At 71.0% G+C, this 13,693-nt stretch carries 12 protein-coding genes and 1 other RNA gene; 10 read left to right on the forward strand and 3 right to left on the reverse strand.

Annotation, left to right across the window (positions count from 1 at the left end):
* On the forward strand, positions 1–522 hold a 522-nt coding region (locus ACFWVE_RS33305; RefSeq protein ID WP_384022441.1), incomplete at its 5' end, for an LPXTG cell wall anchor domain-containing protein.
* 104 nt (positions 523–626) lie between these two features.
* Here ACFWVE_RS33305 and ACFWVE_RS33310 read toward each other — a convergent pair.
* Positions 627–818: a hypothetical protein gene (locus ACFWVE_RS33310; RefSeq protein WP_384022444.1), complete on the reverse strand. Its 192-nt coding sequence runs from the start codon at positions 816–818 to the stop codon at positions 627–629.
* Between the two features lie 291 nt (positions 819–1,109).
* On the opposite strand from ACFWVE_RS33310, the gene ftsE reads away from it, so the two are divergent.
* From ftsE to ssrA, 5 genes are all read left to right on the forward strand, one after another.
* Entirely contained in the window at positions 1,110–1,799 is a 690-nt protein-coding gene (gene ftsE / locus ACFWVE_RS33315; RefSeq protein WP_384022447.1) for a cell division ATP-binding protein FtsE, read from the forward strand.
* Between the two features lie 29 nt (positions 1,800–1,828).
* Positions 1,829–2,746, forward strand: a complete 918-nt coding sequence (gene ftsX, locus ACFWVE_RS33320) for a permease-like cell division protein FtsX (protein ID WP_042173211.1) — start codon at positions 1,829–1,831, stop codon at positions 2,744–2,746.
* A 67-nt stretch (positions 2,747–2,813) separates the two neighbouring features.
* Positions 2,814–3,977 (forward strand): S41 family peptidase, encoded by a 1,164-nt coding sequence (locus ACFWVE_RS33325; protein WP_384022451.1) that lies wholly within the window; start codon positions 2,814–2,816, stop codon positions 3,975–3,977.
* A 60-nt stretch (positions 3,978–4,037) separates the two neighbouring features.
* The gene (gene smpB, locus ACFWVE_RS33330) at positions 4,038–4,517 is read left to right on the forward strand and encodes an SsrA-binding protein SmpB (RefSeq protein ID WP_384022453.1); all 480 of its coding nucleotides are present in this window, start codon (positions 4,038–4,040) and stop codon (positions 4,515–4,517) included.
* 153 nt (positions 4,518–4,670) lie between these two features.
* Positions 4,671–5,073, forward strand: a transfer-messenger RNA (tmRNA) gene (ssrA, locus tag ACFWVE_RS33335).
* 93 nt (positions 5,074–5,166) lie between these two features.
* Here ssrA and ACFWVE_RS33340 read toward each other — a convergent pair.
* Positions 5,167–6,168, reverse strand: coding sequence for a LacI family DNA-binding transcriptional regulator (locus ACFWVE_RS33340; RefSeq protein WP_384022456.1), 1,002 nt, complete (start codon positions 6,166–6,168; stop codon positions 5,167–5,169).
* Positions 6,169–6,273: 105 nt separating this feature from the next.
* A complete protein-coding gene (locus tag ACFWVE_RS33345; protein ID WP_384022459.1) occupies positions 6,274–7,647 on the reverse strand; it encodes an MFS transporter in 1,374 nt (457 codons plus the stop codon).
* An 83-nt stretch (positions 7,648–7,730) separates the two neighbouring features.
* Between ACFWVE_RS33345 and ACFWVE_RS33350 the strand changes: the two genes are divergently transcribed.
* The 4 genes from ACFWVE_RS33350 to ACFWVE_RS33365 form a co-directional block, all read left to right on the forward strand.
* Positions 7,731–8,714, forward strand: coding sequence for a LysR family transcriptional regulator (locus ACFWVE_RS33350; RefSeq protein ID WP_384022462.1), 984 nt, complete (start codon positions 7,731–7,733; stop codon positions 8,712–8,714).
* 337 nt (positions 8,715–9,051) lie between these two features.
* Complete coding sequence (locus tag ACFWVE_RS33355) at positions 9,052–11,367, forward strand: transglycosylase domain-containing protein (RefSeq protein ID WP_384022465.1); 2,316 nt, start codon at positions 9,052–9,054, stop codon at positions 11,365–11,367.
* Positions 11,368–11,418: 51 nt separating this feature from the next.
* On the forward strand, positions 11,419–12,702 hold the full coding sequence (locus ACFWVE_RS33360) for a hypothetical protein (protein ID WP_384022468.1): 1,284 nt from the start codon (positions 11,419–11,421) through the stop codon (positions 12,700–12,702).
* Between the two features lie 113 nt (positions 12,703–12,815).
* On the forward strand, positions 12,816–13,693 hold an 878-nt coding region (locus ACFWVE_RS33365), incomplete at its 3' end, for an amidase domain-containing protein (protein ID WP_384022470.1).

The raw sequence follows: 13,693 nt of genomic DNA on the forward strand, positions 1-13,693 counted from the left end.
CCCGGCGGGGAAGAGCCCGGTGGCGAGGAGCCCGGCGGGGAAGAGCCCGGTGGCGAGGAGCCCGGCGGGGAAGAGCCCGGTGGCGAGGAGCCCGGCGGGGAAGAGCCCGGTGGCGAGGAGCCCGGCGGGGAAGAGCCCGGTGGCGAGGAGCCCGGCGGGGAAGAGCCCGGTGGCGAGGAGCCCGGTGGGGAAGAGCCCGGCGAGCCGAACGAGCCCGCCGAGCCGAACGAGCCCACCGAGGACCCGACCACCCCGGGTGGCGGTAATGGCGGCGGCAACGGCAACGCTGCCGACCCGGCCGGCGGTTCCGGCGTCTCCGCCCAGGAGGAGGGCTCCTCGGCCCTCACCGACACGGGCGACGAGCCCGCCACGTCGGCCCAGGGCAGTGGCAAGGAGCTCGCCGAGACCGGTGCCGCCGAGATGACCTTCCTGGTGATCGGCGCCGCCACGATGATCGCCGGCGGCATCGGCTTCCGCGTGCTGCCGCGTCTCATGGGCAACCGCTCGGGCGCCACCGCCTGACGGTGACGGTGTGCGTACGTACCGTACGCACGGCAGGACAGAAGTCGAGGGGCCCGGAGCGGCGAATGCGCTCCGGGCCCCTCGGCCGTCCGTGTCGTGCGCCGTCAGGCGGTCTGGTGGGCGAGCAGCGCCAGCGCCGCGACCAGTACCACCAGCAGCGCGATCAGTGCCGTCGGGTTCAGACCCGCGAAGAAGTTCACCTGCTGCAGCCGCTCGCGGTTCGCGCGGCACACCGGGCACCGGCCCTCGCTCACGGGTGCGGCGCAGTTGGCGCACACCAGCCGGTCGTACGTCATGCGCTCGCCCTCCTCGCGCCGGTTCCGGTCAGTACAACGCCCGCGACGACGCGAACGTTCCCCTCCCACTGTGCCAGGTTCCGCGGGAATCGGCGCGGCCCTCCGTATCCTGCCCCGCCCCCGCCCCGCCCGTCCCCTGCTCGCCTCCGGTGCTCGCCTCCGGCGCACCGGGCGGGCGTACATCCGGCATATAGCGCACAAGTGTCGCGCAACCCCGGCCGGTGACTGCGGGCGGCCTTCCGGTTCGCGTAAGGTCACGCACATCTACCCCCGGCGACCCGTGGTGCACCAGTGATCCGATTCGACAACGTCTCCAAGGCCTACCCCAAACAGAACCGTCCAGCCCTCCGGGATGTCACCCTGGAGGTCGAGAAGGGCGAGTTCGTGTTCCTCGTGGGGTCCTCGGGCTCCGGCAAGTCCACCTTCCTGCGGCTGATCCTCCGCGAGGAGCGGGCCAGCCACGGGCAGGTGCACGTCCTGGGCAAGGACCTCGCGCGCGTCTCCAACTGGAAGGTGCCGCAGGTCCGGCGCCAGCTGGGGACGGTCTTCCAGGACTTCCGTCTGCTGCCCAACAAGACGGTCGCCGAGAACGTCGCCTTCGCGCAGGAGGTCATCGGCAAGTCCCGTGGTGAGATCCGCAAGTCCGTGCCGCAGGTGCTCGACCTCGTCGGGCTCGGCGGCAAGGAGGGCCGGATGCCCGGTGAGCTCTCCGGCGGTGAGCAGCAGCGCGTCGCCATCGCGCGGGCCTTCGTCAACCGGCCCAAGCTGCTCATCTGCGACGAGCCCACCGGCAACCTCGACCCGCAGACCTCGGTGGGCATCATGAAGCTGCTCGACCGGATCAACCGGACGGGCACCACCGTGGTGATGGCGACGCACGACCAGAACATCGTGGACCAGATGCGCAAGCGCGTCATCGAGCTGGAGAAGGGCCGCCTCGTCCGTGACCAGGCGCGCGGCGTCTACGGCTACCAGCACTGACGAGGAACGGAAAGGCTTAACCCCACGCCATGCGCGCCCAGTTCGTTCTGTCGGAGATCGGTGTCGGTCTCCGCCGCAATCTGACGATGACCTTCGCCGTCGTCGTCTCCGTCGCCCTGTCGCTCGCCCTGTTCGGTGCCTCGCTCCTGATGAGCGACCAGGTCACCAGCATGAAGGGCTACTGGTACGACAAGGTCAACGTCTCCATCTTCCTGTGCAACAAGAGTGACGCCGAGTCCGACCCCAACTGCGCCAAGGGGGCGGTGACCGAGGACCAGAAGGGGCAGATCAAGGGCGACCTGGAGAAGATGTCGGTCGTCGACTCGGTCACCTACGAGTCCCAGGACGCGGCGTACAAGCACTACAAGGAGCAGTTCGGCGACTCCCCGCTGGCCAGCTCCCTCACGCCGGACCAGATGCAGGAGTCGTACCGCATCAAGCTCAAGGACCCCGAGAAGTACGAGGTCGTCGCGACCGCCTTCGACGGGCGGGACGGGGTGCAGTCCGTGCAGGACCAGAAGGGCATCCTGGACAACCTCTTCGGGCTGCTGAACGGCATGAACTGGGCGGCCCGCGCGGTGATGGCCCTCATGCTGGTCGTCGCCCTCATGCTGATCGTCAACACGGTGCGCGTCTCGGCGTTCAGCCGCCGGCGCGAAACCGGGATCATGCGGCTGGTCGGCGCCTCGGGCTTCTACATCCAGGCGCCGTTCATCGCCGAGGCCGCGGTCGCCGGACTCATCGGCGGCACCCTCGCCTGCGGATTCCTGCTGGTCGGCCGGTACTTCATCATCGACAACGGACTGGCGCTGTCGGAGAAGCTGAACCTGATCAACTTCATCGGCTGGGACGCGGTGCTGACGAAGCTTCCGCTGATTCTCGCCACCAGTCTGCTGATGCCGGCCCTGGCCGCTTTCTTCGCGCTGCGCAAGTACCTGAAGGTGTGACTCTTGCCAAGAGGGGCGTACGGGCAACCGGCCGTACGCCCCTTCGCGTTGTCCTAGACTCACCGGCATGTCAGGTCGTGCCCTGTTCTGCGAGCCCCGTCGGATCCGCCGAGGGGGCGCCCTGACCTTGGTGTTCGCCGGCGTGCTCGTGGCCGGCGCGGCCACCGGCAACCTGCCCGCGCCGGCCGACCGGAAGCCCGCCGCGGGCAGCACCCAGGCGGCCGCCCCCGTCGGCCGCCACGCCGAGGTCGCCGAGGCGGCCGAGGAGGCCATGGCCGCCGGCACGTCCCCCGTGGAGGCCGCGCAGCGCGCCGTCAGCCGCAGCGGGGACCGGTGGGGCGCCGTCTACTCCCCGGATGAGTACGAGGAGTTCGAGGACGCCCTCGACGGCCGGTACACCGGCGTCGGCCTGTGGGCCCGGGAACGGTCCGGCCGCATCGAGGTGACCAGGGTGGGCAGCGACACCCCCGCGGCCGACGCCGGCATCCGCGCGGGCGACCGGCTGCGCAGCGTCGACGGCGCGACGGTCGACGGGCGGCCCGTCACCGAGGTCGTCTCCTTACTGCGCGGTGACGACACGGACGAATCCGCCGGCACCACCGTCCGCCTCGGCCTGGAGCGCGGCACGCGCGCGTGGAGCGAGACCCTGCGCAGGGCCCGGCTCTCCCGCGACACCGTCACCGTCGACGAACTTCCCGGCGGGGCCACCGTCGTCAAGGTCGGCGCCTTCACCAAGGGCTCCGGTGACGAGGTCCGGGCCGCGGTGCGCAAGGCCCCGGCCGACGCGGGCATCGTCCTCGACCTGCGCGGCAACTCCGGCGGCCTGGTCGCCGAGGCGGTCACCGCGGCCTCCGCCTTCCTCGACGGCGGCCTGGTCGCCACGTACGACGTCGAGGGCGAGCAGCGCGCCCTGCACGCCGAGCCCGGCGGCGACACCGTCAGACCCCTGGTCGCGCTCGTCGACGGCGGGACGATGAGCGCGGCCGAACTGCTCACCGGCGCCCTCCAGGACCGCGGACGGGCGGTCGTCGTGGGCTCCCGCACCTTCGGCAAGGGTGCGGTGCAGATGCCCGGCCGGCTGCCCGACGGCTCGATCGCCGAGCTGACCGTGGGGCACTACCGGACCCCGTCCGGCCGGGGTGTCGACGGCCGGGGCATCGCCCCCGACCTGGAGGCCGAGGAGCAGGCCCTCGAGCGGGCGGGCACGGTCCTCGCCGGACTCGGCCGGTAGCAGGGCTGCCGAAATCGGCTTTCCGCCGACCCCCTCCGTAGTGCCAAAATGGGCAGCACTATGGCTAAGGAAAAAGGGCGCAAGCTGATCGCGCAGAACAAGAAGGCGCGGCACGACTACCTCATCATCGACACCTACGAGGCCGGCCTGGTCCTCACCGGGACCGAGGTGAAGTCGCTGCGCCAGGGCAGGGCGTCACTGGCGGACGGCTTCGTCCAGCTGGACGGCAACGAGGCGTGGCTGCACAACGTGCACGTCCCCGAGTACAGCCAGGGCACCTGGACCAACCACAGCGCGCGGCGCAAGCGCAAGCTGCTGCTGCACCGCGAGGAGATCGACAAGCTGGAGTCCAAGTCCCAGGAGACGGGACACACCATCGTGCCGCTCGCCCTGTACTTCAAGGACGGCCGCGCGAAGGTGGAGATCGCGCTGGCGAAGGGCAAGAAGGAGTACGACAAGCGTCAGACGCTCCGCGAGAAGCAGGACCGGCGCGAGACCGAGCGGGCGGTCTCGGCGGTCCGCCGCAAGCAGCGGGCGTAGGGCCGGCCCGAGCAGGGCCTGCCCGAGCGGCCCCCGGGCCGGCCCGGCAGCCCTCGGAGCGGCCGCGCGGGAATGCGCTGGCCCCGACCCGTGTTGGTCACGTACGATGGGGATCGCACCTCACAGCGGGTGCACACCTTGAGAAATGAACATGGGGATGATCGGTTTCGACAGCGGCTGTCGAAGCAGGGGAAGCGTGTCGAGGAAGCGGCCATGATCTCGTAAACCACAGGCCGAAAAAATAATCGCCAATTCCAAGCGATCCATCTCCCAGGGCGAGCTCGCCCTCGCTGCCTGATCTTCAGGTAGCGAGCAGCGGCTCCCCTACCAAAGGGAGTGTCAGCCCGGGGGTGTTCCCGACCCGGATCCTGGCATCATTCAGGGAACTAAACCTTGATCCCGGTCACGGGGTGAAGAGGGAAATCCAACAGTGACTGAGCCCGTCGGAGACTTGTCCGCGTGATCTCCGGGGCTGAGAAAAGCACAGCGGACTGCACACGGAGAAGCCCTGATTCCGCACCGTTGGACGCGGGTTCGATTCCCGCCATCTCCACTTACCCCATGTGGGCACAGGCCCCGTCGCATCAGCGGCGGGGCCTGTGTCATGCGGCCGCGCGAGGGGACCCGGCCGCCCGGCCCGCCGGGCGGGTCAGGCCGGGCGCGGGCCCGTGCTGGCGCGCTCGGTCAGGCGGGGCGGCAGCAGCGTGGCCTGCGCCACGGGGGTGCCGGACAGCTTCCGTACCAGCAGGTGCACCGCGCGGGTGCCCAGCTCGGCGGACGGCACGGTGACCGAGGTGAGCGGGATACGGGCCGAGGCGGCGACCGGTGCCGGGCAGACGGCGGTGAGGGAGAGGTCGTCGGGGATACGCACCCCGAGTTCCGCGAAGGCGTCGATCAGCGGGTCGAGCAGCGGCTCGTTGTGCACCACCACCCCGGTCAGCGCGGGCTGCTCGCGCAGCAGCCGCTCGGCGATCGCGCGGGCCGCGGCCCGGCCCGGTGCGCACGGGTGGACCGTGGACCCGATCCGGTGCCGGTCCGCCGCGGCCGTGAAGCCCTGCACGAGCCGGCGGGCGAACGCGGTGCGCCGGACGTACACCTCCGGCGGTGAGCCGACCAGCGCCACCGCCCGGTGCCCGAGCCGCACCAGGTGGTCCACGCACAGCTCACCCGCCGCACCGAAGTCCAGGTCCACACAGGTCAGCCCGTCCGGTTCGGCAGGGACACCGATCAGTACGGACGGCAGGGGCAGTGCGCGCAGTAACGGCAGCCGGGGATCCTGGAGCTGTACGTCCATCACCACCAGCCCGTCCGCCAGTCCCGTCTCCGCCACCCGCCGGATGCCCTCCACGCCCTCCCCCTGGGTGAGCAGCAGGACGTCGTGGTCGTGGGCGCGGGCGGCGGTGACCACCGACACCGCGAACTGCGTCACCACCGGCACGTGGACGCCGGAACGCATCGGCACCGCCAGCGCCAGCACGCGCGATCCGGCCCCGGCCGCGCCACGGGCGTACGTGCGGTAGCCCAGTTCACGGACGGCGGCCTGGACGCGGCGCCGGGTCTCGTCGGAGATCGGCCGCTTGCCGCTGAGCGCGTACGACACCGTGCTGGGGGAGACCCCGGCGCGCCGGGCCACGTCCGTGATCTTCACCATCGGGGGTCCTTCACTGAAACCGGGTGGCGCAGCGGGAGGGGTGTCGGAGCGAGAGGAGTGTCGAAGCGCTTCGACGGGTGAAGGTATGTGCGGGCCGTGGGGCCGTCAATGGGGTGCGCGGGAATCGGTGGAGCGGTTCGACGACCCGAACGGGCGGGATCCCGGGGGACCGAGCAGGACGAGGGCGGTCAGCAGGGCCGTCGCGGCCGCCGTCACCGGGACCCCGTACCCGGCCGCCGCCGAGACGTGTTCGACCGTCCAGCCGCCGGCCGCGCTGCCGCAGGCGATCCCGCCGAGCAGGCCGGTCACCGCGAGGGTCATGCCCTCGTTCAGCCGGCCCTCGGGGGTGCGGTGCTGGACCAGGGTCATCGCCGTGACCATCGTCGGCGCCGTGGCCGTGCCGGCCAGCAGGAGTGTGCCCGCCAGCAGGACGAGAGAGCCGGTGAGGGACGCCGCGAGCAGCGGCAGCACCATCAGGGCGGTCATCGCCGCCAGGCACCACGGCAGCCGGGACCACGCGGACCCGGCCGGGCGCGTCGCCCCGTACGCGAGCCCCGCCGCGAAGGAGCCGGCCGCCTGGAGGGCGAGCACCGCGCCGGCCGCCGGGCGGTGCCCCTGGGCGTCGGCGAACGCGATCGTGACGACCTCCATCGCGCCGAAGACCGCGCCGGTCGCGAGACAGACGACGAGCAGCGGGCGCATTCCGGGCGCCCGGAAGGGAGCCCGGCCGCCCGGCGTGTGTCCTCCGGCCGGCGGCTCGGTGGAGCGCTGGGCGGTGAACAGCGTCACGCCCGTCAGCAGCAGCACCGCCCCCACCAGCGTGCCCGCCTCCGGGAAGAGCGCCGTGCAGAGGAAGGCCGCGAGCACCGGGCCGATCATGTAGCACAGCTCGTCCGCGGCCTGCTCGAAGGAGTTCGCGGTGTGCAGCCCTTCGGCGGCCCCGGCGCGGCCCTTCAGCAGGTGCGCCCAGCGGGCCCGGGACATCCCGCCGGTGTTCGGTGTCGTGGCGGTGGCGGCGTAGGCGGCGAACAGGGTCCAGTCCGGGGCGCCGTGGCGTACGCAGAGCAGCAGCGCGAGAGAGCCGAGCACGGCGAACACCGTGGCGGGCAGGGCGATACGGGCCTGCCCGTGCCGGTCGACCAGCCGCGCGATCCAGGGAGCGGCCACCGCGGTCACCGCGAGCCCGGTCGCGACGACCGCGCCGGCCAGGGCGTACGAACCCCGTGTCACGGCGATCATCATGACCGCGCTCACGCTGAACATGCCCATCGGCAGCCGGGCGACGAGGTTCCAGGCCGTGAACGCGCGGGCGCCGGGCAGCACGAAGAGGCGGCGGTACGGGCCCCGCTCCCGGGCACGGCCGGCGTCCTTCCGGCCCCGGGGTGAGAAGTCGACGGCGACCAGGGTGTCGGCGGTGACGGTGAACAGAGGAGTGTCCCGGGAGGCCGGAGGGCGCCTGTGGAAGGTCGGTTGCGGCATGGCCCCACCGTCGCCCGGGCCCGCGGCACCGGTCCAACACCTTTCCGGTACCGATTCACGCACCCGCGTTGTAGGTTCACGGGGTGCCCGCTCCCGCCCACCTCGACCCCCGGCTCCTGCGCGCCTTCGTCACCGTCGCCGAGGAGCTGCACTTCACCCGCGCCGCGATGCGCCTCTACGTCGCCCAGCAGGCGCTCAGCCGCGACGTGCGGCGGCTGGAACGGGAGCTGGGCAGTGAACTGTTCGTACGGACCACCCGGCAGGTGACGCTCACCCCCGACGGCGAACGCCTGCTGCCGTACGCCCGCCGGGCCCTGGCGGCACAGGACGACCTGCTCGCCGCCGCCGGACAGACCCGGCCGCTGCTGGTGGACCTCAACTCCCCGGGGCTGGCCACCGGGCGCCGGATCCTGCACCGGGCCCGCGAGCTCACCCCCGGCCACGAGCTGATGGCCCGTTACGAAAGCGGACTGACCTGGGCCGCGGGCGAGTTGATCGCGGGGCGGCTCGACGCGTCGTTCGGACGGTTCGCGGGGCTCCCCGAGACGCTCAGGGCCGGGCTCGACCAGCAGCCCGTACGGTACGAGCCGATGGCGGTGATCCTTCCCGAGGGCCACCGGCTGGCCGCCCTGGACCGGGTGCCGCTCGACGCGCTGGCCGGCGAGGCCGTGTACGCCGGGGCGGGCAATCCGCGCACGCCCGAGTGGACCGACCTGGCGGGGCTGCTGTTCGAGGGGAGGGGCATCGACGTCGCGCCGCCCGCGCCCCTGGCCGTCGGCGAGGAGGAGTTCCAGCGGATCATGGCCCGTACCGGGCATCCGGTCCTCACCGTGGTGGACTTCCCGCCGCTGCCCTCGATGGTGCTGCGCCCGCTGGTGGACCCCGTTCCGCTGTCCCCCGTGTCACTGGTGTGGCGAAAAGGGTTGATTCACCCTGCTCTGGAGGGGCTTCGCAGAGCTGCGGCCGGTATCGCCGCCGAGGAGGGCTGGCTGCGCGCGCCCTCCGGGGGGTGGGCCCCGGCCGTCGACCGGGACCTGTGGAGTGCCGGTGCCTGTACCGGTCCGTGAGTCGTCACGGCGAAGTGCTTCGACGCGGAAACGCGAGCGGAGCCCGGAAGGCGGCAACAGGGTATTGCGCGCGTCGGTGAGGCGATTCGACGAATCGAGCGGCCTGTCGTCGGCTCCTCCGGAGCGGGTGTCACCACCCGTGCGCTGGAGTGCTCTTCGTCACTGACCGTGCTCCATCATGTGCGTCTTTCGTATGTGGAAGTATCGTGCAGGACGCCAGCGTTTCCAGTGACTTGAGCTGTGGGGTCGGCAGTCGGTCCGCAGTCGTGTCAACCGCAACCAAGACGCACACGTGTGCGTCTTGGTTGCGTGACTGGCGCCGAATGCGAGGGGGGACATGGTGACACCGGAGGGGCGGGGGGAGGAGCCCGACGTCACTGTGCGGTTGAAAGCGCTCGGCCCGTTCGCGACGGAAGAGACCGTGCAGTTACGCATGCCCTCGCAGCGCGCAGTCGGCACGGAGGGCGAAAAATACGAGACATCCGAGACGTCCGGGATATCCGGGATGCCCGAGGCGGCTGAGGAATCCGCTTCTTCGGAGGAGAGCTCCGCGGATCGAATACGTGGCGATGAAGCGATCGGTCAATCGCCCCGCCCCGGAAACCGGAACCCCCGCAAGGCCCCTCGTCCCTCCCTGCGCTCCCGCTTCGCCGCCGATCCCCGCCTGGCGTCCCTGCTGAGCGTCCTCGCAGTGCCGGCCGCCCGCCTTGCGCCCTACGCCCGCCGCGTGAAGCCGGAATATCCCCGGCCCGGACGCACCGGCTGGCGCCGATGGCTGCCCTCCTGGCGGCAGTGGCTCGGCGGCACGTTCGCCGGCATCGGTCTCAGCAGCCTCTTCCTCGTCGTTGCCTACGCGGCCACCGACATCCCGGACAACCTCAACGCGTACGCCACCCAGCAGGACAATGTGTACTTCTGGTCCGACGGGACGCCCATGGCCCGTACCGGCTGGGTGCAGCGGCAGGCGATGCCGCTGCAGGACATCCCCGAGGACGTCCGCTGGGCCGTCCTCGCCGCCGAGAACGAGAGCTTCTACAGCGACCCCGGCATCTCCGTAAAGGGCATCACCCGTGCCGCGCTCCGCACGTTCGGCCGGGGAGACACCCAGGGCGGCTCGACCATCACCCAGCAGTACGTCAAGAACGTCTACCTGAACCAGGACCAGACGGTCCGCCGCAAGTTCACCGAGGCGATGATCGCCCTCAAGCTCGACAACCGGATGAGCAAGGAGGCGATCCTCGAGAGCTACCTCAACACCAGCTGGTTCGGCCGCGGCACCTACGGCATCCAGCGCGCCGCCCAGGCCTACTACGGCAAGGACGTCAACGAACTCAACGCCAGCGAGGCCGCGTTCCTGGCCGCCCTGCTCAAGGGCGCCGGCCTGTACGACCCGACCCTGAGCGGCGCCAACCGCGACCGGGCCGAGGAGCGCTGGTCCTGGACCCTCGACCGGATGGTCGACATCGGCAAGCTCTCGCCGGCCGAGCGGGCCACGTACGAGGAGTTCCCCGAACCGCTGGAGAGCAACCCGCTGTACTCCACCGGTGAGCAGAGCGACTACCTGGTCGAACTCGCCTCCCAGTATGCCAAGAAGGCCGGGAAGATCTCCGACAAGCAGTTCGATCTCGGCGGCTACCAGATCTACACGACCTTCGACAAGGAGCGGGAACGCCGGCTCACCGACGTCGTCACCGAGGCGCGCGAGAAGGCGCTGAAGGACGACCCGAAGACCGCGAGGACCGCGCACTACGGGGCGGCCTCGGTGGCCGCCGACGGCCGGATCCTCGCCGTCCACGGCGGCCCCGACCACCGCAAGCAGGGCTACAACGAGTCCAACGCCACGACCGTCCCGGCCGGTACGGCCTTCACACCGTTCGTGTACGCGGCGGGACTGGAGCACGGCGTCCGCACCACCCGTGAAGGAGAGCCGACGCCCGTCACCGGCGACTCCCTCTACAACGGCGACGACGACGTGCCGGTGACCACGCCGGAGGGGCCGTACTGGGACCGCAGCGGCCGCAAGGCGGCCGCCAGCAACGACGGGGACAGATCCTACGGGCAGATCTCCCTGCACCGGGCGATGGCACTCTCGGTGAACACGCCGTTCATGCAGCTCGGCATGGACGCCGGCCTGGACAAGGTGCGTGCCACCGCCGTGGCCTCCGGACTGCTGCCCTCCAGCATCGGAGCCCGGGTGCCCGCCCTGTCGATGGGCAGCTCCACGCCCAGCGCCATCCGCATGGCCGGCGGCTACTCGACGTTCGCCGCGGCCGGCGAGCACACCGAGCCGTACTCGGTGCGGCGGATCACCCGCAACGGCACCAGGATCCCCCTGGACCTGCCCGAGCCGCGCCGGGCGGTCCGCGCCGACGTGGCCGAGGAGGTCACCTCCGCGCTCACGGACTCCTTCCGCACCGCCCACCCCGACGGCGCGCCCGCCACCGCGAAGGTGGCCGGGAAGCCCGGGACGACGGAGAAGGACACCGCCGCCTGGTACGTCGGCACGTACGAGTCCGTCTCCACGGCGGTCGTCGTCTACCGCATCGACCTCGCCAAGAGCCTCGAACCACTGCCGTTGGAAGGCATCGCCGGCACCGCCGACGACGGCGTCCCCTACGGCATCTGGTCCGGTGCCCTGGGCCTTTCCGGGTGACCGCCGACCGGACACCACAGTCCCCCACCGTCTCTGGAGAATGAGCCGCACATGAAGCCATCGTCGGGGCGCCGCCGCAAGGCTCGGGCACCGCGTCGCACCGCCGCCCTCCGCCCTGGGGTCCTGGCGTCGGCGGCGCTTCTCGCCGCCGCGTCGCTGACGGCGGGTTACCTGGTGCTGAGCAGTACGGACAACACCGCGTCGACCGCTTCCTCGGGGGACCGGAAGAAGGCGGCGGGGACCGCCACCGAGGAGCCGGAATGGGACGGCAGGACCAAGGTCCTGGGGGACGGCTCCACCTCCTACACCGGCCCGCAGAAGGGCCGGTTGAAGCCGGAACCGCTCAAGCCGGGCCAGAAGCCGCCGCAGTTCGTCGTCTTCTCCTGGGACGGCGCACTGCAGGGCGACGACGGGCTCTTCTCACACTTCCTGGAGGTGGCCGAAGAGAACGACGCCCACATGACGTTCTTCCTCACGGGGATCTACCTGCTGCCGGAGGCCAAGAAGGCACTGTACGACCCGCCCCAGCACGACAGGGGAGCCGCGGCGATCAGCTACCCCACCGACGAGCACATCCGCACCACGCTGGAGCAGCTGGGCAGGGCCTGGAAGAAGGGGAACGAGATCGGCACCCACTTCAACGGGCACTTCTGCAGCGAGAAGGGCGGCGGCGACTGGAGCGTCGCGGAGTGGAAGAGCGAGATCGACCAGTTCAACTCCTTCGTGAAGAACTGGAAGACCAACACCGGCTACACGGACCTGCCCGCGCTGCCCTTCGACGTCGACAAGGAGGTCACCGGCGGCCGCGCCCCCTGCCTGGAGGGCCAGGCGAACCTGCTGAAGGCCATCAAGGACTACGGCTACCGCTACGACGCCAGCTCCGCGGGAGACTTCCAGATATGGCCGGTCAAGAAGGACGGCATCTGGGACTTCCCGCTGCAGATGCTCCCGTACGAGGGCGGCGAGTACCAGGGCCTGTCCATGGACTTCAACTTCCTCTACAACCAGTCCGACGGCAAGACCGAGGGCGATCCGGCCATGTACCCCCAGTGGGAAGAGGAGACCGTCGACACCTACATGGCCGGCTTCAACCGCGTCTACTACGGCAGCCGGGCGCCCCTGTTCATCGGCAACCACTTCGAGGAATGGAACGGCGGCATCTACATGCGGGCCGTGGAACGGACCATCGAGAACGTGTGCACCAAGAAGGACGTCAAGTGCGTGTCCTTCAAGGAACTGGCCGACTGGATGGACGCACAGGTCCCCGCGACGCTGGAGCGGCTGCGCACCCTCGACCCGGCCCAGTCGCCGGACTGGTCGACCGTCGTGCAGTGAGGCTCCGCAACCGCTTGGCCGACAGGCGCTCCTCCCTTCACGAGAGCCGCACATCCCATGCGAGGATGCGCCTCCCCGGCACCCCCCCCCGCCGGGTCAAGAGGGGAACATCGGTGAAGTCGAGAAGAACAAGCCGCACGCGGCGCCGCGCCACCATATTCGGGGCGGCCACCGCCTCCGTCGTCGCCGGAGCGGTGATGCTGCCCAACTGGAGCGCGGGCGCCGCGGTCACCAACGACCCGACGGTGGACGCCAGGACCAAGGCCACCTTCCAGCGGCTCGCGGACGCGGTCTTCACCGACCGCACGGAGGCCCTGGTCGACGGCGACCGGGACAGGCCGTTGACCGACGGCTTCTCCGCAGACGTCCAGCTGTCCTCCGGCACGGCCCGCAGCGAGAACGCCGCACGGTCGGTGCTGGACCGGCGCCGAGGCGAACTCGCGGAGCTGGGCGAGAAGTACAGCAAGGGCAGCACGACCGTCACTCTGGGCGCCACGGACGTGGAGGGCCGCAAGGCGAAGGCCGTGGTCACCGAGACCACGACCCTCACCTACGAGAAGGTCCGGGGCGGTGAGCCGGGCACCACGGGGTTCCAGGCCCGCCACGAGCTGACGTTCACCGCGGACCGGCGGGGCGACTGGCAGCTGACCGGAATCCGCCCGGCCGACGAGGACAACCTCGCCGTGAACCAGACGACCGCGCCGCCGGCCACCGGTTCCATGTCCCCGAAGTCGGGCACCACCACGCCTTCGGCGCCCAAGGCATCGATCTCGTACCCCGGCCCGGCGAACCCGAAGGACTTCACCGCCGGCGGTCTGGACCACGAGGCGATGGCCGCCTACGCCAAGCGGTACTGGTCCGACTACAACCCGGCCTACCCGAACTACAACGGGGCAGGCGCGGGCGGCGACTGCACCAACTTCGTCAGCCAGGCCCTGAAGGAGGGCGGCTGGAAGCACGTCCCCGGCTACGTGTACGACTACACCCGGTG

Source organism: Streptomyces sp. NPDC058632, assembly GCF_042717095.1.
Lineage (GTDB): Bacteria > Actinomycetota > Actinomycetes > Streptomycetales > Streptomycetaceae > Streptomyces.